Here is a 22,629-nt window from a genome sequence, read left to right as displayed (position 1 = left end):
ATCTGCAGGCCCGTTTTTGTTTAGCTGCCGCGTCGAAAGAAATACCTGCTCAACAACGCCAACCCACAAGCGCCTATGCCGGCAAAAAGCATCGCCCAACCGGCGCCATGGCGCAGGGCCGCCTGGGCATCTGCGGGTGCGAGCATCGGCGTGTCCAACTTGCCTGCAGCGATGTTCTGGCTGATCGCGGGCCAATCCAGGGCCGTGGTATTGGGCAACAGGCCAGAGAGGTGATGACCGATGCCGAGCAACAGCACCAGGCCCATCAGCGCGATAGTAAGTGCCAGCGTGATCAGTCGCGCACTCAGGTCAATGCCCGAGGCCATGCCCGCGCGGTCGGCCGAGACGGAGCCGGTGGTGGTGTTGGTGGTCGGTGAATTGGTCAGTGCCAGCCCCACGCCAGCCGTCACGCAGCTGAAAAGCACGAGTACGACGCTCGGATGTTCGGCGCCATTGGCCGCCGCCATGGCCATAAAACCCGCACTCATCATGCCCAGGCCCAACGGGATGATGCGGTCGGCGCCATAGCGCAGGGCCAGGCGTTCAGCCAGCGGCGGCACCAGCAAGGTGGGCAAGGTGTAGGCGAGCAGGGCGCCGCCGGTGGTCATCGTGTCGTAGCCCAGGCCCGCCTGGAAGTAGAGCGGCAGGTAGATCATGAACGGCCAGAAGCTGAAGTTCATGCCAATCGAACCCATCAAGGCGCCGTTGAAGCGCTGAATACGAAACACCGAGAAATCGAACATCGGGTGAGCGCTGCGGCGCTCGACAGCGATGAACAGCAGCAGCGCCATCAGCGACAAGCCCGCCCAGCCCAGCATGGCCGGTGAGCCGAAACCATGCTCGCTGCCCTGAGTGATGAAGTAGACCAGGGCGAACACCGACAGTGTCAGGGTCAGCATGCCCGCAATATCCAGACGATGGCCGGCCGGGTCGCGCGACTCCTGCACGCTGATGCGCAGCAGTACCAAGGTCAACAATGTCAGCGGCGCATGTACCAGGAACACCCAGCGCCAGTCCGCGATTGCCAGAATCAACGCCCCTACCATCGGCCCGAAGCCAAGGCCCACGCCCGCGATCACGCCCCAAATCGCGAAGGCACGCGCACGCGTCGTGGGTTCACGGAACTGGTGCGAAAGAATCGCGAACTGGCAGATCATCATCGCGCCCGCACCCACGCCCTGAACAGAACGCGCTGCGATCAGCGTGGATGCATTGTTTGCCAGGCCACATGCCAGCGAGGCCAGGCCAAACAGCCATAAGCACAGCACCAGCATGCGTCGCCGGCCAAAGCGATCAGCCAGTGTGCCGGCTGCCATCAATACGCTGGTGCAGGCCAGGGTGTAAGCATTCATGATCCATTGGGCATCCTGAAAACCTGTGCCCAGTTGCTGTTCCAGGGTTGGAAGGATGACCGGCACGCTGGAGATTTCCAGGCCGAACATCAGGGCGACGAGGCAGACGGCGGTGAGGGCAAGGCTATCTCTGGCGGTGCGCGGAGCGCTGACGGCCGATACAGCGGCGGCGGGCGGCATGGGGGTGTTCCTTACGGTTGAGTGAAACCCTATTCTCGCGGGAACAGATTTCCTTATTCGTGATAAGTTTTCCTTTGATAAGGGAATCAAGAGCGACAATAGAATCATGGCTACTCCGCGTTTTGATGGCGTTGAACTCTTTCTGCAGATCGTCGAAAGCGGCAACCTGACCGAGGCCGCCGAGCGGCTCAACCTCACGCGCTCTGCGGTGGGTAAAGGTTTGGCGCGACTGGAAGCCCGCCTGGGCACCTGCCTGTTGCAGCGTTCCACCCGCCGCCAGCGTCTGACCGAAGACGGGCAGGCGTACTACGAGCATTGCTTGCGCGCACTGGCCGAGTTGGAAGCCGCTGAGTCGGTGCTGGAGAGTGGCCGGCAACAGCCGCGTGGGCGGTTAAGGGCGAGCCTGCCGCTGGCGTTTGGTCACCACTACGCGGCGCCTGCTTTGTGGGGCTTGATGGACCGTTATTTACAATTAGAGATCGAGATCTCGTTCTCTGACCGGCTGATAGACCTGGCACAGGAAGGCTTCGACGTGGCCGTGCGCATTGGCCCGCTGCCGGACACCGACCGCCTGAGCGCACGCCGTTTGGGCGAGCAGTCCGTGGGGTTGGCCGCCTCACCGGCGTACTTGCAACGTGTCGGGCCAATTGAGTGTATTGATGACCTCGCCAGCCACCGAGGCATTGCCTACCGTTGCAACAATTTGTATCGCTCGGGGATGACATCGCCGTTGGTGCTGGACGACCTCCAGGCCGTGGCCGATGCCGCTATCGCCGGCGTGGGCCTGGCCTGGCTGCCGAGTTGGTTGATTGCGCACTATGTGCTGCGCGGCCAACTGCAAGCGGTCCTGCCGAGCCACCGCGACCAGCCTGCGCCGATCCATGTGATTTGGCCCACGGCCGCACACATGCCGGCGAAGACGCGTTGCGCAATCGATGCCTTGGTCGCCGGCACCCCAAGTTGCCTGGCGGGTAGCTGACCCTGACCAACAACCCCGATCCCCTGTGGGAGCTGTCGAGCTTTAGCGAGGCTGCGAAAGCGGTGGGTCAGGCACCTTGGATAGCGCCTGTGCCGCCGCCTTCGCAGCCTCGCCGGGGCTCGACAGCTCCCACAGTTGATCTCTATTGCGGGCGAGATGTGTACGCGTCGCGATGCTTTTGTGAACCGGGGTTTGACTGACAAACCCGATCCCCTGTGGGAGCTGTCGAGCTTTAGCGAGGCTGCGAAAGCGGTGGGTCAGGCAACTTGGATAGCGCCTGTGCCGCCGCCTTCGCAGCCTCGCCGGGGCTCGACAGCTCCCACAGTTGGTCTCTATTGCGGGCAATATTTGTACGTGCGAGATGCTTTTGTGAACCGAGGTTTGACTGACAAAAACCAATCCCCTGTGGGAGCTGTCGAGCTTTAGCGAGGCTGCGAAAGCGGTGGGTCAGGCACCTTATATAGCGCCTGTGCCGCCGCCTTCGCAGCCTCGCCGGGCTCGACAGCTCCCACAGGAGGTTGCGTCGTTTGTAAGATCCCAGTCCTTGGCCGGTGCTTTTATGACTCAGGCAATCAGAACGCGATGGACGTCTGCACATACACCGTGCGCGGCTCACCGACGTATTTGCCTTTGTTGTTATCGTCGAACGAGCGGGTGTAGTACTGCTTGTTGAGGATATTTTTCACACCGACTGCCACGTTCAAATCCGACAGCTGTGGGCCGAAGTCATATGCCGCGCGGCTGCTGAACAGCATGTAGCCTGGGATGCGTCCGGTACTGCCGTCGGCACTTTCCGCCTGGGTGTTGGCGTTGTCGGCGAACTGGCTGCTCTGGTAGCTGCTGTCCAGGTTGAGTTTCCAGCGACCTTCGGTGTAACCGACGCCCACGGTGCCTTTGTGCTTGGAGGAGAAGGGTACGCGATTACCCTTGTTCGGGCCGTCTTCGCGGATGGTCGCGTCGACGTAGGCGTAGGTGGCATACACGTCAAAACCGGCCAGCGCCGGGCTTAGCCCGTCGAGGGCGTAGTTGAGGCTCGACTCGATGCCTTGATGGCGCGTTTCGCCGCGGGCGATCACCGAGTCGTTGGTCTGGTTGCTGTCGTACTGGTTGTCGAAGTTGATCAGGAACGCGCCGATTTCCGCACGCAGGGTGCCGTTGTCATAACGCGTGCCGAGTTCCCAGGTGCGGGCTTTTTCCGGCTTCACTTCGCCGCTGGTCACGCGGTTCGGCATCTGGCTGTACTGCACGCTGCCGAACGAGCCTTCAGTGTTGGCGTAGAGGTTCCAGTCTTCGGTCAGGTGGTAAAGCACGTTCAACGCCGGCAGCGCGGTGTTGTAGTCGCCCTTGTACTTGACGTTGGTCAGGTTGTTGGTCTGCTGGGACTCGATCATCTCGTAGCGGATGCCTGGGGTGATGGTCCACTTGCCGATATCGATGCGGTCATCGACGAAAAACGCGTTGGCCTCGGTGGCGCCACGCGTGTCGCGGTCGTTGCGGCTGTTGGTGTCGGGCAGTTGCTGGTTGGCTCTGATCGGCGTGCGGTAGCGCAACTCGTGCCCGGCTTCGTTGATGTAGCGGTAGCCGATGCCCACTTCGTGGCTGGTGGGGCCAAGGTCGAAGCCTTGGGCGAAGCGGGTTTCGAGGCCGCGTACCCAATATTCGCGCGGCGACAGCGAAAGGAAGTTGCCCTGATCCAGATAGCCGTTGCGCAAGGTGGTGGTGAAGAAGGTGTTGGCGGTGAATTCGCGGCGATCTTCCTGGTAGCGGTAACCGGCGTTGAACATCGTACGGCGGCCCCAGAATTTGTCGTAGGGGCGGGTGGACTGGTATGGGTCGGCCTTGTAGTCCTTGACGTTCAAACCACCGGGCATATCGGCCTGGCCTTCGTAGTACTGCGCCATGGCGTTGAAGCTGTTGGCGTCGTCCAACTGGTATTTGCCTTTGAGGATCAAGTCGTCAATGCGCGTGTTGCTGTTTTCGCGCCAGTCGCCGCCACGGGTGCCGGAATACAAAATGGCGCCGCCCAGGCCATTGTCAGCCGTCCCGCCTGCCAGCAGGTTGCCGGTGGTCTTGAAACCATCATGGCTGGAGGACGGGCTGGTCTCGGTCTGCAAGCCGCCTTTGACGGTGGGGGCGTCCGGGATTGCGCGAGTCACGAAGTTGACGATGCCACCGACGTTTTGCGGGCCATAACGTACCGCGCCTCCGCCGCGTACCACGTCCACGGCGTCCATGTTGCCCATGCTGATTGGGGCAAAGGACAGCTGCGGTTGGCCATACGGCGCGAAGGGCACAGGGATGCCATCCATCAAGACGGTGGAGCGCGAGGCGAGGCGTGGGTTGAGCCCACGGATGCCGAAGTTCAGCGCCATGTCATGGCTGCCGGTGCCGTTGTTTTCCGGGGCGTTGACGCCGGGGATGCGGTTGAGCACGTCACGGGCCTGGGTCGCGCCCTGGCGCTCGAATTCGTCGCGGCGGATCACATCACGCGCGCCAGGGTGTTCGAACACGTTGGTTTGCGCCGCATCGCCGAGCCAGTCGCCGACCACGTTTGACGTTTGCAATTGGACAGTGGCCGGGGCGCTGGCTGGTTGCAGGCTGTAGGCGTTATCGCCCTCGGCGCGCGCTTGCAGGCCGGTGCCTTCCAAGAGTTTTTGCAAGCCTTCGTCGGCGCTGTAATTGCCCGACAAACCCCGACTCTGCATACCCGCTGTGACCTGGGAGCCGAACGAAATCAGCACGCCGGCCTCGCGACCAAATTGGTTCAGCGCGGCTTCCAGGGTTGCTGGGGCGATGTGGTAAGGCTTGGCATCCGCGGCCATTACAGAGGGCAGTGCGGTAAGACTCAGGCTGGCGCCCAGTAGGAGTTGGCGCAAGGTGCGGGCAAGAAGCGTCGGTTGCTGGGGCATGAAGGGCGGTCCTGAGAAGGTAGGATCAAGGTGGCTTTCCTTCTCTGTCACGCGAGGTGTGGAAAACGGCTCATATTTTTTAAAATAATTTACGCGCGTGCCTGGACGGTCACCCAGTAGCGGGTAAAACGCCGTACTTTCACCGGCAGGCTGACCTCCAACAGGTCGAGGATGCGTTCGCTGTCATCCAGCGGGTAACTGCCGGACAGCAGCAGGTTGGCCACTTGCGGGTCGCAATTGATCTGGCCTCGGCGATAGCGACCCAACTCGGCGAGGAAATCGTCCAGGCGCATGTGCGCGGCCACCAGCATGCCGTCGGCCCAGGCGCCGCTGTTGGCGTCGGTCGGGCGCGGGGTGTCCCAGCCTTTGCGGGTGAAATTGACTTGGCGTGAGGCCTCGACGGTCAGCGGCAGGCCGCTGTAGTGGTTGGGCATTACCTCGACATGGCCATCGAAAACTGCCAGTTGCGTATGGTCGTTGAACTGACGCACGTTCAGCCGCGCCGCCTGGCTGCTGAGCAGGCCTTGGCCGGTCAGCACGTGCAGCGGCTTATCGCCGGGGCGTGCGGTCAGCAAGATCTCGCCTTCGAGCAAGCGCACCAACCGTTGACTGCCGTCAAAATGCACATCCACAGCGCTGCCGGTGTTGAGCTGCAACTGGCTGCCATCGGCCAGCTGCACCTTGCGTCGTTGGCCCACGGGGCTGCGGTAGTCGGCGCTCAGCGGCGGCAGAATATGTTGCTGGCGCAGGCTCCAGGCCGCGGCCGAACCGGCGCCGAGGATCAGCAGCAGTTTGAGGGCCTGGCGCCGGCTGCTGGTTTTCGGCGCGTTCAAGGCGGCGTGCGCCAAGGGTGAGGGCATGCCGCGCAGGCGTTGGTTGACGCGCTGGATGTGGTCCCACGCGCGTTGATGTTCGCTGTGGGCGTCCAGCCATTGCTGCCAGGCCGCTTGCTGGCGCGGGTTGAGTGCGCCTTGCTGCATTTCCATCAGCCAGTGCACGGCTTGTTCGGCGACTTGCGTGGAGAAGTTCATAGGGCGAAGTAGCAGCGCATGGCGGCTTTATTCAGGTGGCGTTTGACGGTGGCGATGGAGATACCCAGCTCGGCGCCGATTTGCGCGTAGGTCAGGCCGTCGAGCTGGGCTAGCAGGAAGGCGCGTTTGACCTGAACGGGCAGGCCGTCGAGCAGTTGGTCGAGCTCCAGCAAGGTCTGCAGGATGATTGCGCGTTCTTCTTCCGACGGCGCTACGTGTTCGGGCATCTGCGCCAGTGCGTCGAGGTAGGCGCGTTCCAGGTCCTGACGGCGATAGAAGTTGAACAGCACGCGCTTGGCCACGGTGGTGAGGAACGCGCGGGGTTCGATCAGCGTTGGTGCGTCCCGCGCGGTAAGCACACGGATGAAAGTGTCCTGGGCCAGGTCGGCCGCGCTTTCCGGGCAGCCGAGTTTGCGTCGCAACCAGCCGGTAAGCCAGTGGTGATGGTCGTTGTACAGAACTTCAACGAGGGTGGACGGCTGCAACGCAATCACTCCGTAAGCATCGGCATGCTTTAGAGAACAAGAATTGTTCGCATTGTAGGGCGCGTGACGAGGTTCGGCAATCCGCCAGTACCGGTGATTCATCCGTTCTCTTTTGCTTATGAGAATATTTATCATTAATATTGCGCGCTGATGACCCTGGCGCCTCCCGCATGAAAAGCAAACCCTCACTTCCCGTTGTCTATCGCCTCGCCGTAACTTCGCGCGTGCTGGCTGCCGTGGTCGGTGGTTACCTGATGGCGTCCCTGGCAGCCGTCTGCCTGGCGTTGTGGATGCCTGCGTCCCGCGCCGACGCGGTGATCACGGGGATGATGAGTTCGTTTGTGTTCTACCTGTTGGCGGTAATCTGGTGTTTTGCCTGTCGCACGGCAGGGCGAGCCTGGTTTGGCGTGATGTTGCCGAGTGCGATGTTTGCCACGCTGGCGGGCATCGGTTTGTGGATGACGCGCACATGAAAGAGGGCTTTCGCCAGGCGATGGCCTGGTTGCACACCTGGGCTGGACTGATCTTTGGCTGGCTGCTGTTTGCGATTTTCCTGACAGGGACCTTGTCCTATTTCAAGGACGAAATTACCCATTGGATGCAGCCCGAAGTGCAGGCTTATCCGTTGGATGACGCGCGTAGCCTCGCCGCCGCCCAAACCTATCTGCAGCAACAGGCGCCCAATGCCGCGCGCTGGTTTATCACCCTGCCGGACAGCCGCGATCCCGGCCTGTCGGTGATGTGGCAAGACAAGGTCGACCCCGGCAAACGCGGCAACTTCATCCAGAAAGTCCTCGATCCCGTCACCAGCCAGCCCGTGCAGGCGCGTGAAAGCATGGGCGGCGAGTTCTTCTATCGCTTCCACTTTCAGCTGCAGATGCCTTACCCGTGGGGGCGCTGGCTGTCGACCATCGCCGCGATGGTGATGTTTGTCGCACTGATCACCGGCATCATCACCCACAAGAAAATCTTCAAGGACTTCTTCACCTTCCGCCCACGCAAAGGCCAGCGCTCCTGGCTCGACGGGCATAACGCGGTGGGCGTGCTGGTGCTGCCGTTTCACTTGATGATCACCTACAGCAGTCTGGTGATCTTCATGAGCATGGTGATGCCCGCGCCGATCGTGGCTTCCTACGGCGACGACAGCCGTGCGTTTTTCAATGAAGTGTTCCCCAATACCAACAACGCGCCGGCGCTCGGCCAGCCGGGTGTATTGCTGCCGTTAGGGCCGATGTACGAGCAGGCGCGCCAGCAATGGGCGGGTGGGCATGTTGGTCGTTTGGTGGTCAACAACCCTGGCGATGTGAACGCCTCGGTCAATGTGGTCCGCGCAGGTGCCGACCGTGTGGTGCACGATTTCGGCAGCAGCGTGTCGTTCAACGGCACCACCGGCGAGTTGTTGCGGGTCAGCGGTGAACAGTCGTTGCCGGCGGCAATTGGCGGCAGTTTCTACGGCTTGCACATGGGCCATTTCGCCGGCCCGGTGCTGCGTTGGTTGTACTTTATCTGCGGGCTGGCGGGCACGGCGATGATCGGCACGGGCCTTGTGATTTGGCTCGGCAAGCGCCAGCTCAAGCACGCCAAAACTGCTGCGATGCCGTTTGAACTGCGGCTGGTTGAAGTGCTGAACATGGCCAGTATGGCCGGGCTGATGATCGCCATCGCGGCGTTTTTCTGGGCCAACCGGTTGTTGCCGATGAGCTTCGCCGAGCGGTCCGACTGGGAAGTGCAAACCTTCTTTATTGCCTGGGGCCTGAGCCTGTTGCATGCCGTGCTGCGGCGAGGCCGCCAGGGCTGGGTTGAGCAACTGAGCCTTGGCGCCTTGCTGTTTGTGGCCATTCCACTGCTCAACGCATTGACCACGTCGCAGCACTTGGGCGTGTCACTGGCCAGCGGTGATTGGGCCATGGCCGGTTTCGACCTGACGTGCCTGGCCAGCGGCCTGTTCCTGACCTGGGCGGCCTGGAAGATGCAGCGCCGCGCGGCGCCGCAGCTCAAGGCCGAACGCGCACGTGGACTGACGCTCAAGCAGGAGGCGAACTGAATGCTGCTCGCCCTGTTGATGTGCTACGCCGGGTTTACCGCGCTGTGCCTGTCCACCGACCGCCATCACGGTGAATTGCTGCACAGCAAACCCTCACCACCCCGACGCCTCACGTTGCGTGTGGCCGGTTGGCTGCTGCTGGCGCTGTCGATGTGGCCGGCCGTGGCGGCCTCGAATTGGGCGCAGGGGTTGGTGGAGTGGTGCGCCGTTTTGATGCTCAGCGCACTGTTGCTGGTGTTGCTGTTGCCGTATCGGCCAAGGCTGGCCTTGATTCTGGCGGGCGTCGGCCTGCTGGCCAGCCCTGTTGCGGCGTTCGCCTTACTCTGAGCTTCCCATGATGATCAGCCCCCCACCGGAATCCCAGGACAGCCAGCACACCGATGCGGCCGGTGGGCGTGCGCATTTCCTGCAGGTGTTTTTGTCGCAGCGCTCGCAGATGGAAGCGCTGGTCAGCCGACGCGTAGGCTGCCGGGCGACGGCGGCCGACCTGGTGCAGGACCTGTTCCTGCGCTTCTGGCGCCGGCCGCTGGTGCAGGTCGAAGAACTCAGCACCTACTTGTTGCGCTGCGCCGGCAACATCGCCATTGATCACTTGCGCAGCGAAGGCGCCCGGGTGCGCAGCAGTGAGGGCTGGTTGCCAGAGCAGCAAGACAACCAGGGTTCCGAGCCCCAGGCGGCGTTTGAAGCGGGCAATGACCTGCGCCATGTAGAAGCCGCCCTGCGCAGCCTGCCGGAGCGCACTCGGCAGATTTTCCTGCTCAACCGCATCCACGGCCGCAAATATGCGCAAATTGCCCAGGCCATGGGGCTGTCCCAAAGTGCCGTGGAAAAACATATGATGCGTGCCCTCGAAGCCTGCAAAGCCAGCCTTCGCGAACCCTCGTCCCCACGCACGCCAGGGAAAGCACCGTGAACGTCACCCCCACGCCCGCCCAGGAGCAGGCCGCACTCGAATGGTTGAGCTTGTTGCATGACCAGCCCAGCAGCGGTGACCAGGCCACGTTCAGCCGCTGGTTGCGTGCCGACCCCGCGCATGTCGAGGCCTATGCTCAGGCCCAGGTGGTGTGGGAATTGAGCGAGGTGCCGGCACGCAAACTGGCGGACGAAGAGGCCTTGGCCTTGCAGGGCTACCTCAACGCGATGAACCCCTCGAAGCGCTCGCGTGCGGTGCGTTGGTCCGGCGCCCTGGCCGCGGCCGCGGCCGCGTGCCTGCTGGTGATGGTGTCGATGGGCGCCGGCTGGCAGCCGTCGCGCTGGGTCGATGACTTCGGTGCTGATTACGTGACGGCGCCGGGGCAGGTGCAGACCGTGACCCTGGCCGATCAATCCCAAGTTACTCTGGATGCCGACAGCGCCATTGCCGTCGACTTCAGCCACGGCGAGCGCCACATTCAGTTGCGCCGCGGGGCGGGGTTTTTCAGCGTGACCCACACCGGCCAGCCCTTTGTGGTGGCGGCTGGCAGTGGCGAAGCGCGAGTGCTCGGCACGCAGTTTGAAGTGCGCCTGCAACCGGCCGGCGCTCAGGTGACGGTGCTGTCCGGCCGCGTGGGTGTCACACCGTCACGCCAGGGCCAACAGCAAATTCTTACGGCAGGCCAGCAAGTGGCCTACGCCGACGGTGTGGCCGATCCCCTGCACACGGTCGACAGCGAATCACGTCTGGCATGGCGCGATGGCTGGCTCAACTACTACAAGGTGCCGTTGGCGGATGTGGTCAAGGACCTTGGCCGTTACTACCCGGGCCGGATCCTTCTGCTCAACGACGAGATGGGCGCCAAGCGCGTCAGTGGCAGTTTCCCAAGCAAGGACCCCTTGGCAGTTTTGAGTGCCTTGCAGGCCGTTCTGGGTTTTGAACAACACGCTGTGCTGGGTCGCATGATTGTATTGCGCTAGACACGAATGCTTCGATCGTCACTTTCAGCGTGACGATTTTTTCAAAAAATTCCTCTTGCCGGTTTTTTACAGGGCGCTGTAGGCCAGGTATTCCGGTGCCTGTAGATCGTTCATTTAACCTTCATCCCAATTGCCAAAACTTGTCACCAAACCGTTACACGGGCCGAGGATGATCCCCGGATTCCTGAGCAGGTGGTCAGGAAGATTGGCGTCGCCGTTCACCCGGTTCTGACAGCCAGTACCTCCCTCCATAACAACAGATAGATGCACGTAAGGGATCTACTCGTGACGATCAACACACTCTCTGCCCTGCTTTTAGCATCGGGCCTAGGTAGCTTTGCGCCGCTGGTTTTGGCAGACACCACTCAGGATGTCGGTTCGGTGAATGTTGCCGGCAAACAAACCCTGGGCAATGGGCACATGATTCGCGAAGAAAGTGCCAAGGCGCGGTCGACGGTAACCAAGGAAGCCATGGACGAAATGTCCGCGACCGCCAACGCCATCGACAAGCTTAAATACACGCCGGGCATCAACGTATCCAGCGACGACGCCAGCGGCACCAGCGGCACCAACTTCACCATGCGGGGCATGAGCTCGGACCAGGTCGGGGTGTCCGTCGACGGCGTGCCGATCAACGACTCAGGCAACTACAGCGTGTATTCAAACCAACTCGGCGACCCGGAAAACCTCGCCGAAGTATTTGCCACCCAGGGCTCCTCCGAGGCGGATGGCCCGCATATCGGCTCCAGTGGCGGCAACATCGGCATGATCACGATTCGCCCGACCAAAGAGTCCGGGCTGTTCGCCAAACAGATCGTCGGTGCCAATGACCTGCGCAAGACGTTCGTGCGGGTGAACACGGGCGATTTTGGCGGCCTCAAGAGCTGGGTGTCGGCCTCTCACCTGGAGGGTGACAAGTGGCGCGGCAAAGGCACGCTGCGCAGTGACAAAGTCGAGTGGAGCAGCCTGTTCGAAGACGGCAATGGCAACTCGACCCTGGCGACAGTGAAGTACAACAACCAGGAAAACTACAACTACAACACCTTGAGCAAGTCGCAGTTCGAGACTGACGGACGCCGCAAGGACTACTCGCAAACGCCGGTGTACAAGTCGGGCTTGCTGTCGTCGTCCTACAAGCTCAATCGCAACCCGTTCGAAAGCGTCAACGCCACGCTCACCCAGCGCTGGCAGTTGCAGGACAACCTGGCGCTGACGGTCACACCCTATTACTACTGGGCCAACGGTGGCAGCTTCAGCGGCCAGACCGCATCGAACCTGGGGCCGAAGTCTGATAAAGCCGGCAACTACAACCTGAGCAACCTGCAATCGGCCAACTATTACCGGCCATCGTGGACCGAAACCTGGCGCCCTGGCGTCACCGCGAAAATGAAATGGGACATCAACGAAGAACACAGCCTGGACTATGGCTACTGGTATGAACGCGCACGCCAGCGCCAGACCCAGCCGTTTATCGGCATCAACCGCGAAGGCGCGCCCGATGATGTGTGGGGCGATTACAACAGCGGCGGGCAGGTCGTCGACAAGAACGGCGCGACTGTCCAGGGCCGCCACTATTACACCGTCACCCCGTCGCAGAAACTCTGGGTGCAGGACAGCTGGCAGGCCACGCCGGACCTGAGCTTTGTCGGCGGCGTGGCATACCAATACGTCGAGCGTGACGGTAACAACTTGGGCAGCCTGTACGACAAGCCAGAAAAACGTAACACCCGTTATCACCAGTTCCTGCCGAGTTTCAGCGCCAAGTACCAGGTCGACGAAAGCAACCAGACCTTCTACAACGTCACCCGCAACATGCGCACGCCGCCCAACTACGTGCTGTACAACAAGGGCGACTCGGTCAGCCTCAAGTCTGAGTTGAGCTGGAACCAGGAACTGGGCTGGCGCTACACCGAAGATGACATGGCGTTGAGCGCGACTCTGTTCTACATCAGCTTCAAGGATCGCCAGGTATCGACCACCGACTCTGCCGGCGACTACATGGTGCTCAACGTCGGCAGCGTGGATAACAAAGGCCTGGAACTGGAGTGGGGCGGTTTGTTGCCGCATAACTTCAACTACTACGCCTCGTACACCTACACAAAGTCCGAGCAGCAAGACGATTTGCTCAGCAAGAATGTGCTGTTGCCGACCTCGGGCAAGCAATTGGCCAACGTGCCGGAAAACATGTTCAACCTGGTGTTCGGTTATGACGACTCGCGTTTCTACGCCAACGCGGCAGGCAAATACGTCGGCAGTTTTTATGGCGATTTGACCAACAAGGAAAAAATTGAAGGCCGCACCGTGTTTGACCTGAACGCCGGTATTTACTTGCCGGTGGACAAGAAAGTCATCAAGTCGGCGACCCTGCGGTTTTCGATGCTCAACGTATTCGACAAGGAATACCTGAGCTCGGCGCGCACTGTGGCGTTCAACTCGGTACCGGTTAACGGCCTGGCGCCGAGTACGGCGTTTTACAACGTGGGGGAAGAGCGCACGGCGATGGTGTCGCTGGAAGCCAACTTCTAACTCAGGCTGGCGCAGAGCAAAATGTGGGAGCGGGCTTGCCCGCGAAGGCGGTGGATCAGTCAATACAGGTAACAACTGACACTCCGCTTTCGCGAGCAAGCCCGTCCCCACATTAGTTCTGCAGTGTTTTGCAGATCAGCTATTTCAACGCGGCCATGATCGCTTCAGGGTTGAACTCGCGAATCAGCGTGCCGTTCACGTCCACAAACGGAATCCCGCCACCGCCCAATGCCTCATAGGTTGTGCGCGCCTGGGCATCCTTCTCAATGTCCAGCGCCTGGTACGGAATGCCTTTCTGGTCCAGAAAACGTCGGATCTGCTTGCAGTAGCCACACCACTCGGTGGAATAGAGCACCACATGCGCCGATGTGCGCACTTGCTCTGAAACCACCTGCGAGGGGTTGAACAGCCGCTCGATCTTGCCCCAGTTCTGGATCACTACCACGACCAGCAACACCAACAGGACTTTCTTGAAGACCCCGCCGAGCATCAGTTACGGCGCTTGAGCTGGTCAGTCAGTTGGGTCGGCAGGCCTTTGATGATCAAAGTGCCGGCGGCTTCGTCGTACTCGATCTTGTCGCCCAACAGGTGCGCTTCAAAACTGATGGACAAGCCTTCGGCGCGACCGGTGAAGCGGCGGAACTGGTTGAGGGTGCGTTTGTCGGCCGGGATTTCCGGCGACAGGCCGTAATCCTTGTTGCGGATATGGTCGTAGAACGCTTTTGGCCGATCTTCATCGATCAATCCCGAAAGTTCTTCCAGCCCCATGGGCTCGCCGAGTTTGGCCTGGCTGCTGGCGTAGTCCACCAGGGTTTTGGTCTTTTCGCGGGCAGATTCGTCGGGCAGGTCTTCGCTCTCGACAAAGTCGCTGAACGCCTTGAGCAGGGTACGGGTTTCGCCCGGGCCGTCGACGCCTTCCTGGCAGCCGATAAAGTCGCGGAAGTATTCCGAGACCTTCTTGCCGTTTTTGCCCTTGATAAACGAGATGTACTGCTTGGATTGCTTGTTGTTCTGCCACTCGGACACGTTGATCCGCGCTGCCAGGTGCAGTTGGCCCAGGTCCAGGTGACGCGAGGGGGTCACGTCCAGCTCATCGGTCACCGCCACGCCTTCGCTGTGGTGCAGCAGGGCGATCGCCAGGTAGTCGGTCATGCCTTGCTGGTAGTGGGCAAACAACACGTGGCCGCCGGTGGACAGGTTGGACTCCTCCATCAGCTTTTGCAGGTGCTCGACCGCCGTGCGGCTGAAACGGGTGAAATCCTGACTACCGTCGAAATATTCCTTCAACCAGCCGCTGAACGGGTGCGCGCCGGACTCGGCGTGGAAGAAACCCCAGGCCTTGCCTTGTTTGGCGTTGTAGCTCTCGTTGAGGTCGGCAAGCATGTTCTCGATGGCGGCCGACTCGGCAAGCTCCGAATCGCGGGCATGCAGAACTGCGGGTGTGCCGTCGGGTTTTTTGTCGATCAGGTGGACGATGCAGTGACGGATCGGCATAGGCTTCTCGGCTGGTTGAAGGGGAGCGGTAGGCCTCCCCAAAAAGTCGCCAGTGTACCGCACCCATTGGCCATGACGCGCTTGGAAGGCTGTTTTGGGCGACCTCCCACGGGCTATATGCCTTTTTTTCACGGTTTAGAGCGATAAAGCTGACCAAATGGGTATGTTGAGGCGGATATTTCCCCGTCTCTGTGCTAGTTTTGCCCCGTCTTACGCCAAGACTCGGCGTTAAGCGTGCATTCAGCATCTGTCAGGTCGAACCAATCCCCGTTTCAAGCATCTATAACCCCGATCCCGTGGTTATGGCCGGGGGTGCCAGGCCTTGACGGTCAGGCTCGACGGCTGACACTGCACTCTGCAATCCATATGAATTTGATAGGGAAGGAACACCACAATGGCTATTACTAAAGACCAACTGATCGCTGACCTGGCTGAAGCAGTAGACGCACCGAAAACTACCGTGCGCGCTCTGCTGGACCAACTGAGCCAAGTTGTTGCTGATCAGCTGGAAAACGGCGGCGAAATCACTCTGCCAGGCGTTGGCAAACTGAAAGTGACTGAGCGTCCAGCCCGTACTGGCCGTAACCCTTCGACTGGCGCTGCCATCGAAATCGCTGCCAAGAAAGTTATCAAGCTGGTTGTGGCCAAAGGCCTGACCGACGCTGTTAACAAGTAAGACGCAGCAAAAAAAACCGTGCTCCGGAGCAATCCGGGCACGGTTTTTTGTTGCCTGCGATTTGACTGCAGTGGCGGTTCAGCCGGGGCGAGGGAGCAAGCGCCCTCGCCACTGGTTCAGTCGCGCACCCAGCGCTGACGCCAGATCTGCTGCTCGTTCTTGGTCTGGAAGGTCCAGGCCACGAAGCGGCTTTGCTTCTGGCCCTGGGACATTTCCACCACCTGGCTTTCAAGGACGCCGGCTTTTTTGAGGGCTGTCTGGATCGCGGGCAAGTTCGACGCTTTTGACACCAGGGTGCTGAACCACAGCACCTTGTGGGCAAAGTGCGCACTTTCGGCGATAAGCTGCGTGACGAAGCGCGCTTCACCGCCCTCACACCACAGCTCCGCCGACTGGCCACCGAAGTTCAGGACCGGCAACTTGCGCTTGGGGTCGGCCTTGCCCAGGGCGCGCCACTTACGCTCGCTGCCTTTGGTAGCCTCTTCCATGGACGCGTGGAATGGCGGGTTGCACATGGTCAGGTCAAAGCGTTCGCCCGGCTCCAGCAGGCCCAGCAGGATCTGCTTGGGGTTGGGTTGCTGACGCAGTTGGATAACTTTGCTCAGGTCATTGGACTGTACGATGGCCTTGGCGGCGGACACCGCAATAGGGTCGACTTCGGAGCCGAGGAAGTTCCAGCGGTACTCCATATACCCAATCAACGGGTAGACGCAGTTGGCGCCCATGCCGATGTCCAGCACCTTGACGATTGAACCGCGCGGGATCTTGCCGTCGTTGACGCTGGCCAGCAGGTCGGCCAGGAAGTGCACGTAATCGGCGCGCCCCGGCACCGGCGGGCACAGGTAGTCCGCCGGAATGTCCCAATGCTGGATGCCATAGAACGCCTTCAACAGCGCCCGGTTGAACACCCGCACTGCGTCCGGGCTGGCAAAGTCGATGCTCTCTTTGCCGTACGGGTTGATGATCACAAATTGCGCCAGTTCCGGCGTGGTCTTGATCAGTGCCGGGAAGTCGTAACGGCCTGTGTGGCGGTTGCGCGGGTGCAGGGTTGCCTCTTTGCGCGGTGCCACGGGTTTGGCCGGGGCGGCGGATTTAGGCTTCTTGCGCGGGGGTTTAGGTGTGCTGGGGGCGGTCATGTTGATTCTGGTGTTGGCTCAAAGTGGTGGGCATTGTCACACATCCTGAGACCCTCTCGGGCAAATGTGGGAGGGGGCTTGCCCCCGATTGCGGTGTGAGAGTCAAAAATATTCAGACTGATACACCGCCATCGGGGGCAAGCCCTCTCCCACATTGACTGGATCGCCAGCAAGGATTGGAAAATTCCCGGCAAAAAAAAGAGGCCCGAAGGCCTCTTTTTTACACGGGGTTCACCTTACAGGCTGGAAATCCGCGCATGTTGCTCCGCCAGCTTGCCCAAGGCCTGTTCAGCCTCGGCCAGCTTGGCGCGTTCTTTGTCGATCACTTCAGCCGGCGCCTTGTCGACGAACGCCGCGTTGGACAGCTTGCCGCCCACTCGCTGCACTTCGCCTTGCAGGCGGCCAATTTCCTTGTCGAGACGGGCCAGTTCCGCGCCCTTGTCGATCAGGCCAGCCATCGGCACCAGCACTTCCATGTCGCCGACCAACGCAGTCGCGGACAGCGGTGCTTCGGCGCCATCAGCCAATACGGTGATCGACTCCAGTTTTGCAAGTTTCTTGAGCAGCGCATCGTTCTCGGTGAGGCGACGCTGATCTTCGGCGCTGGCATTCTTCACGAACACCGCCAATGGCTTGCCCGGCCCGATGTTCATCTCGGCGCGGATGTTGCGCGTGCCGAGCATCAAGGTCTTGAGCCATTCGATATCGCTTTCGGCCGCCTCATCAATGCGCGCTTCGTTGGCCACCGGCCAAGGCTGCAACATGATGGTCTTGCCTTCGATACCGGCCAGCGGCGCGAGGCGCTGCCAGATTTCTTCGGTGATGAACGGCATGAACGGGTGCGCCAGGCGCAGGGCCACTTCAAGCACGCGCACCAGGGTGCGACGGGTGCCACGCTGGCGTTCGATCGGCGCGTTTTCGTCCCATAGCACAGGCTTGGACAGTTCCAGGTACCAGTCGCAATACTGGTTCCAGATGAACTCGTACAAGGCTTGTGCGGCCAGGTCGAAACGGAACTGGTCGAGTTGGCGGGTCACTTCGGCTTCAGTGCGCTGCAACTGTGAGATGATCCAGCGATCAGCCAGGCTCAGCTCATAGGCTTCGCCGTTCTGGCCGCAGTCTTCGCCTTTATCCAGCACGTAGCGCGCGGCGTTCCAGATCTTGTTGCAGAAGTTGCGATAGCCTTCGACGCGGCCCATGTCGAACTTGATGTCGCGACCGGTGGACGCCAGCGAGCAGAAGGTGAAGCGCAGGGCGTCAGTGCCGTAGCTGGCAATGCCGTCGGCGAACTCGTCGCGGGTCTGCTTCTCGATCTTCTTCGCCAGTTTCGGCTGCATCAGGCCCGAGGTGCGTTTCTGCACCAGGGTTTCCAGGTCGATGCCGTCGATGATGTCCAGCGGGTCCAGGACGTTGCCCTTGGACTTGGACATCTTCTGGCCCTGGCCATCACGCACCAGGCCGTGCACGTACACGGTCTTGAACGGCACTTGCGGCGTGCCGTCTTCGTTCTTCACCAAATGCATGGTGAGCATGATCATCCGGGCAACCCAGAAGAAAATGATGTCGAAGCCGGTGACCAGCACGTCGGTGGAGTGGAATTTTTTCAGGAACTCGGTCTGTTGCGGCCAGCCGAGTGTGGAGAATGTCCACAGGCCCGAGCTGAACCAGGTGTCCAGTACGTCGTTGTCCTGTTGCAGCGCCACGTCCGGGCCGAGGTTGTGCTTGGCGCGTACTTCGGCTTCGTCGCGGCCAACGTAGACCTTGCCCGACTCGTCGTACCAGGCCGGAATCCGGTGGCCCCACCACAGCTGACGGCTGATGCACCAATCCTGGATGTCACGCATCCACGAGAAGTACATGTTTTCGTACTGCTTAGGCACGAACTGGATACGGCCGTCTTCCACGGCGGCAATCGCAGGTTCAGCCAAAGGCTTGGTGGATACGTACCACTGGTCGGTCAGCCACGGCTCGATGACGGTGCCGGAGCGGTCGCCTTTCGGCACTTTCAGTGCGTGGTCGTCAACGCTCACCAACAAACCGGCAGCGTCGAAGGCCGCAACGATCTGCTTGCGCGCTTCAAAACGGTCGAGACCGGCGTATTCGGCCGGGATCTTGCCGTCGATGCTCTCGTTCAGCGTGCCGTCGAGGTTGAATACCTGGCAGACCGGCAGGACAGCGGCGTTTTTATCGAAGATGTTCAGCAGCGGCAGGTTGTGGCGCTTGCCGACTTCGTAGTCGTTGAAATCGTGGGCCGGGGTGATTTTCACGCAGCCGGTGCCGAATTCAGGGTCGCAGTAATCATCCGCGATGATCGGGATGCGACGACCCACCAGCGGCAGTTCGACGAACTTGCCGATCAGCGCCTGGTAGCGCTCGTCGTTCGGGTTAACCGCGACGGCGGCGTCGCCCAGCATGGTTTCCGGACGAGTGGTGGCGACGATCAGGTAGTCGTTGCCTTCGGCGGTCTTGGCGCCATCGGCCAGCGGGTACTTGAGGTTCCACAGGAAGCCTTTCTCGTCGTGGTTTTCCACTTCGAGGTCGGAAATCGCCGTGTGCAGCTTGGTGTCCCAGTTGACCAGACGCTTGCCGCGGTAGATCAGGCCGTCTTCGTGCAGGCGCACGAAGGCTTCTTTCACGGCTTCCGACAGGCCGTCGTCCATGGTGAAGCGCTCACGGCTCCAGTCTACGGACGAGCCCAGGCGACGGATCTGACGGCTGATGTTGCCGCCGGACTGGTCTTTCCATTCCCAGATTTTTTCCAGGAATTTCTCGCGACCCAGGTCATGACGGTTCTGGCCGGTGGCTTCGAGTTGGCGTTCCACCAGCATCTGGGTGGCGATACCGGCGTGGTCGGTGCCCGGTTGCCACAGGGTGTTGCGGCCCTGCATGCGGCGGAAACGGATCAACGCATCCATGATCGCATTGTTGAAGCCATGGCCCATGTGCAGGCTGCCAGTAACGTTCGGTGGCGGAATCATGATGGTGTAGGAATCACCCGCGCCTTGCGGAGCGAAATAATTCTCGGACTCCCAGGTCTCGTACCAGGAAGTTTCAATAGCGTGCGGCTGGTAGGTCTTATCCATGCGCGGCGGGACCCTAGTTGGCATTAATTCAGGAAAGCCGGCAAGTATAACGGGGGATAGGGCGCAGGGCGAGGCGAAGACAGGCTTGAGGCGTACGCCAAGCAAATGTGAGAGGGGGCTTGCCCCGATAGCAGTGGGTCAGTGGCGGATAAGCTGGCTGACCCGGCGCTATCGGGGGCAAGCCCCCTCCCACGGTAGAGCCAGGTGTGGCTCAGGACTGATATTGGCTGAGCAACCGCTCCATGCGCGCATCCAGGCGGCGTTTGATCTCGGTTTCGATATGCGGAGCAAAGTCGTCGATCACATCCTGCATGATCAACTGCGCAGCGGCGCGCAACTCATTGTCCAGATGCAGCAGCAAGGCGTCGGGCGCTTTTTCTGCGGCGGGTGCGGGCTGTGCCACGGGAGCAGGCTCAGGCGCAACGGGCTTGCCGCTGACCATGTCGAACAACAGCGGAATCTGTACCTCGGCGTCGACCGTTTCGGTCAGCAGCGGCGGTTGCAAGCCATCATCACCGAGCAACTGACGGATCGACTCGAGGTCGTCCAGCAGGTGGTCGTCTTTTTTTATAGGGTTTGGCGTGTCCATCATGTACTCAAAGTCGTTGTAGCCGGTGATCCTGCAGAGAATAGCCCTGTTCGCGGTAGAAACGGAAACTCTCCCGCGCGGCCTGACGAATAGCCGGATCTTCCACCACCACTTCTGCCACACGGGCAAATGCCTTGGCAAAGGCGGGTACTTTCAGGTCCAGGTTGACCAACAGGTCTTTGTGATCGCCGCAGCTGTCACCCAGGCCCAGCACAACCAGGCCTTCGGGTTCGGACTCGGCAGGGCCGTGCGGCACGAAGCTTTCACCCTTGAAGCGCCATAAGCGCGCATCGAGGTCGTCACGTTGGGCGCCATCGCTGCAATGCAGGTAGATGCGGTGGCCCATGCGCCAGGCTTTTTCGGTGAGCTTGCAGGCAAAGTCCAGGCGCGCGGAAGGATCGGCGCTGGGCAATATATAGAAGTCGACTTGGGTCATTGCGGTTCCTGAGACCGGAGCGGCGTGAGGGCCGCCCCGGAATCTTCAGTTTCAGGCTTTGGCGCGGTCCAGCAGGTATTGGGTCAGCAGTGGCACCGGACGGCCAGTGGCGCCCTTGTCCTTGCCGCCGCTGGTCCACGCCGTGCCGGCGATGTCCAGGTGAGCCCAGTTGAGGTTTTTGGCAAAGCGCGACAGGAAGCAGGCCGCGGTGATGGTGCCGGCTTTCGGGCCGCCGATATTGGCGATGTCGGCGAACGGGCTGTCCAGCTGCTCTTGATATTCATCGAACAGCGGCAATTGCCAGGCGCGGTCGTCGGCAGCCTTGCCGGCGCTGAGCAGTTGCTCGATCAACTCGTCGTTGTTGCCCAGCAGGCCCGAAGTGTGGGCGCCCAGGGCAACCACGCAGGCACCGGTCAGGGTGGCGATGTCGATCACGGCCTGGGGCTTGAAGCGTTCGGCGTAGGTCAGCGCATCGCACAGCACCAGACGGCCTTCGGCGTCGGTGTTGAGAATTTCGACGGTCTGGCCGCTCAGGGTGGTGACGATATCGCCAGGACGGGTCGCGCCGCCGCTCGGCATGTTCTCGGCACACGCCAGGATGCACACCAGGTTGATCGGCAGCTTGAGCTCGAGCACGGCACGCAGGGTGCCGAACACGCTGGCGGCGCCGCCCATGTCGTACTTCATCTCATCCATGCCTGCGCCCGGCTTGAGGCTGATGCCGCCGGTGTCGAAGGTGATGCCTTTGCCGACCAGCGCGTAAGGCTTCTCGGACTTCTTGCCGCCGTTGTATTGCATCACGATCAGGCGTGGCGGCTGGTCGCTGCCCTGGCCCACGGCATAGAAGGAGCCCATGCCCAGGTCCTTGATTTTTTTCTCGTCCAGCACCTCAACCTTCAGGCTCTTGAATTCTTTGCCCAGTGCCTTGGCTTGTTCGCCCAGGTAAGTCGGGTGGCAGATATTCGGCGGCAGGTTACCCAGGTCGCGGGTGAACGACATGCCGGCGGCGATGGCCTGGGCGTGGGTCACGGCGCGTTCGACTTCAGCCTGGGCGGCCTTGATGGTCAGCAGGGTGATTTTTTTCAGGGCGCGCGGTTCGGCTTTCTGGCTCTTGAACTGGTCGAAGACGTAGCTGCCATCCACCAGGCTCTCGGCCAGCAGGCGGGTCTTGCCGTAGCTGTCACGGCCTTTCACGACGATTTCATCCAGAGCCAGGGCTGCATCGCTGCCGCCCAGGCCCTTGAGGGTGTTGAGAATGCCGCTGATGATCTTGCGGAACGGACGGTCGCCCAGTTCGGCGTCCTTGCCAACGCCCACCAGCAATACGCGGTCGGCTTTAAGGTTGGGCAGGCTCTGCAGCAGCAGGCTTTGGCCGACTTTGCCGGCCAGGTCGCCGCGCTTGAGCACGGCGCTGATCGCGCCACCGCTGAGTTCATCCAGTTGCTTGGCGGCGACGCCGAGCTTGCGGCCTTCGCCGACAGCGACCACGAGGGTGGCGGTTTTCAACGTTTCGGGGCTAACGCTTTTTACAACCAATTCCATTTTCGGGTCCCTTATAAAGGTCTGTGAGCCTGAGTCTGTACCCAGGCTTTAAAGCGTGGCAGCTCTGTAAACCGCCAGCGACAAAGGCCGCAGTTTGAACCTCGCCGGCGGAGCCTGACAACCCTTGCCGCGTGCTTTGTGCACGCGTATGAGCAAGCACCGTGACAGGCGCGGTCAATCACAGGATAATGCGCCATCTTTTTAGCCGGCCCGTGCAAACGGGTCGACTCGGTATGCTTGCTTGTTTGGCCGCCTTAGCCTGACAACCCTGGAG

At 61.0% G+C, this 22,629-nt stretch carries 19 protein-coding genes; 8 read left to right on the top strand and 11 right to left on the bottom strand.

The annotated features are described in order from the left end of the window. Positions 1–20 precede the first annotated feature (20 nt). Positions 21–1,532: an MFS transporter gene (locus AC19YS_RS19895; protein ID WP_500602471.1), complete on the bottom strand. Its 1,512-nt coding sequence runs from the start codon at positions 1,530–1,532 to the stop codon at positions 21–23. A gap of 106 nt (positions 1,533–1,638) precedes the next feature. Between AC19YS_RS19895 and AC19YS_RS19890 the strand changes: the two genes are divergently transcribed. Then, the gene (locus AC19YS_RS19890) at positions 1,639–2,511 is read left to right on the top strand and encodes a LysR family transcriptional regulator (RefSeq protein WP_500602470.1); all 873 of its coding nucleotides are present in this window, start codon (positions 1,639–1,641) and stop codon (positions 2,509–2,511) included. Between the two features lie 572 nt (positions 2,512–3,083). Here the strand turns inward: AC19YS_RS19890 and fecA are convergent. From fecA to AC19YS_RS19875, 3 genes are all read right to left on the bottom strand, one after another. Continuing rightward, the gene (fecA, locus tag AC19YS_RS19885) at positions 3,084–5,420 is read right to left on the bottom strand and encodes a TonB-dependent Fe(3+) dicitrate receptor FecA (RefSeq protein WP_500602469.1); all 2,337 of its coding nucleotides are present in this window, start codon (positions 5,418–5,420) and stop codon (positions 3,084–3,086) included. An 89-nt stretch (positions 5,421–5,509) separates the two neighbouring features. Beyond that, positions 5,510–6,451, bottom strand: a complete 942-nt coding sequence (locus AC19YS_RS19880; protein ID WP_500602468.1) for a FecR domain-containing protein — start codon at positions 6,449–6,451, stop codon at positions 5,510–5,512. Beyond that, positions 6,448–6,936, bottom strand: coding sequence for a sigma-70 family RNA polymerase sigma factor (locus AC19YS_RS19875; protein ID WP_106579482.1), 489 nt, complete (start codon positions 6,934–6,936; stop codon positions 6,448–6,450). Before AC19YS_RS19875 ends, AC19YS_RS19880 begins: the two co-directional genes overlap by 4 nt. A gap of 170 nt (positions 6,937–7,106) precedes the next feature. Between AC19YS_RS19875 and AC19YS_RS19870 the strand changes: the two genes are divergently transcribed. The 6 genes from AC19YS_RS19870 (at position 7,107) to AC19YS_RS19845 (ending at position 13,399) form a co-directional block, all read left to right on the top strand. After that, positions 7,107–7,409, top strand: coding sequence for a DUF3649 domain-containing protein (locus tag AC19YS_RS19870; protein WP_119738511.1), 303 nt, complete (start codon positions 7,107–7,109; stop codon positions 7,407–7,409). Next, positions 7,406–8,980 carry a PepSY-associated TM helix domain-containing protein gene (locus AC19YS_RS19865; RefSeq protein ID WP_500602467.1) on the top strand — a complete coding sequence of 525 codons (1,575 nt, stop codon included), beginning with the start codon at positions 7,406–7,408 and terminating at the stop codon, positions 8,978–8,980. Before AC19YS_RS19870 ends, AC19YS_RS19865 begins: the two co-directional genes overlap by 4 nt. After that, on the top strand, positions 8,981–9,307 hold the full coding sequence (locus AC19YS_RS19860) for a DUF3325 domain-containing protein (RefSeq protein ID WP_200624558.1): 327 nt from the start codon (positions 8,981–8,983) through the stop codon (positions 9,305–9,307). A 7-nt stretch (positions 9,308–9,314) separates the two neighbouring features. After that, complete coding sequence (locus AC19YS_RS19855; RefSeq protein ID WP_119738517.1) at positions 9,315–9,893, top strand: RNA polymerase sigma factor; 579 nt, start codon at positions 9,315–9,317, stop codon at positions 9,891–9,893. Continuing rightward, on the top strand, positions 9,890–10,873 hold the full coding sequence (locus AC19YS_RS19850; RefSeq protein ID WP_500602466.1) for a FecR family protein: 984 nt from the start codon (positions 9,890–9,892) through the stop codon (positions 10,871–10,873). Before AC19YS_RS19855 ends, AC19YS_RS19850 begins: the two co-directional genes overlap by 4 nt. 285 nt (positions 10,874–11,158) lie before the next feature. Beyond that, positions 11,159–13,399 carry a TonB-dependent receptor gene (locus tag AC19YS_RS19845; RefSeq protein WP_500602465.1) on the top strand — a complete coding sequence of 747 codons (2,241 nt, stop codon included), beginning with the start codon at positions 11,159–11,161 and terminating at the stop codon, positions 13,397–13,399. Positions 13,400–13,538: 139 nt separating this feature from the next. Here AC19YS_RS19845 and AC19YS_RS19840 read toward each other — a convergent pair whose 3' ends face one another. Together AC19YS_RS19840 and yejK are read right to left on the bottom strand one after the other, a co-directional pair. Continuing rightward, positions 13,539–13,889: a glutaredoxin family protein gene (locus AC19YS_RS19840; RefSeq protein WP_106579475.1), complete on the bottom strand. Its 351-nt coding sequence runs from the start codon at positions 13,887–13,889 to the stop codon at positions 13,539–13,541. Then, positions 13,889–14,893, bottom strand: a complete 1,005-nt coding sequence (yejK, locus tag AC19YS_RS19835; RefSeq protein ID WP_106579474.1) for a nucleoid-associated protein YejK — start codon at positions 14,891–14,893, stop codon at positions 13,889–13,891. Before yejK ends, AC19YS_RS19840 begins: the two co-directional genes overlap by 1 nt. 394 nt (positions 14,894–15,287) lie before the next feature. On the opposite strand from yejK, the gene AC19YS_RS19830 reads away from it, so the two are divergent. Next, on the top strand, positions 15,288–15,569 hold the full coding sequence (locus AC19YS_RS19830) for an HU family DNA-binding protein (protein ID WP_003188840.1): 282 nt from the start codon (positions 15,288–15,290) through the stop codon (positions 15,567–15,569). Positions 15,570–15,685: 116 nt separating this feature from the next. On the opposite strand, the gene rlmF is transcribed toward AC19YS_RS19830, so the two are convergent. The 5 genes from rlmF to AC19YS_RS19805 all read right to left on the bottom strand — a co-directional run bounded on the left by rlmF (position 15,686) and on the right by AC19YS_RS19805 (position 22,355). After that, positions 15,686–16,705: a 23S rRNA (adenine(1618)-N(6))-methyltransferase RlmF gene (rlmF, locus tag AC19YS_RS19825; RefSeq protein WP_169368288.1), complete on the bottom strand. Its 1,020-nt coding sequence runs from the start codon at positions 16,703–16,705 to the stop codon at positions 15,686–15,688. A gap of 236 nt (positions 16,706–16,941) precedes the next feature. Next, positions 16,942–19,788 carry a valine--tRNA ligase gene (locus tag AC19YS_RS19820; protein ID WP_500602464.1) on the bottom strand — a complete coding sequence of 949 codons (2,847 nt, stop codon included), beginning with the start codon at positions 19,786–19,788 and terminating at the stop codon, positions 16,942–16,944. A 211-nt stretch (positions 19,789–19,999) separates the two neighbouring features. Beyond that, a complete protein-coding gene (locus tag AC19YS_RS19815) occupies positions 20,000–20,377 on the bottom strand; it encodes a DNA polymerase III subunit chi (protein ID WP_500602462.1) in 378 nt (125 codons plus the stop codon). Positions 20,378–20,384: 7 nt separating this feature from the next. Then, the gene (locus AC19YS_RS19810) at positions 20,385–20,813 is read right to left on the bottom strand and encodes a DNA polymerase III subunit chi (protein ID WP_106579470.1); all 429 of its coding nucleotides are present in this window, start codon (positions 20,811–20,813) and stop codon (positions 20,385–20,387) included. A gap of 51 nt (positions 20,814–20,864) precedes the next feature. Then, a complete protein-coding gene (locus tag AC19YS_RS19805; RefSeq protein ID WP_200624562.1) occupies positions 20,865–22,355 on the bottom strand; it encodes a leucyl aminopeptidase in 1,491 nt (496 codons plus the stop codon). Positions 22,356–22,629 lie beyond the last annotated feature (274 nt).

The organism is Pseudomonas sp. MF08831 (genome assembly GCF_059862645.1).
This window is presented reverse-complemented; position numbering and strand designations above follow the sequence as displayed.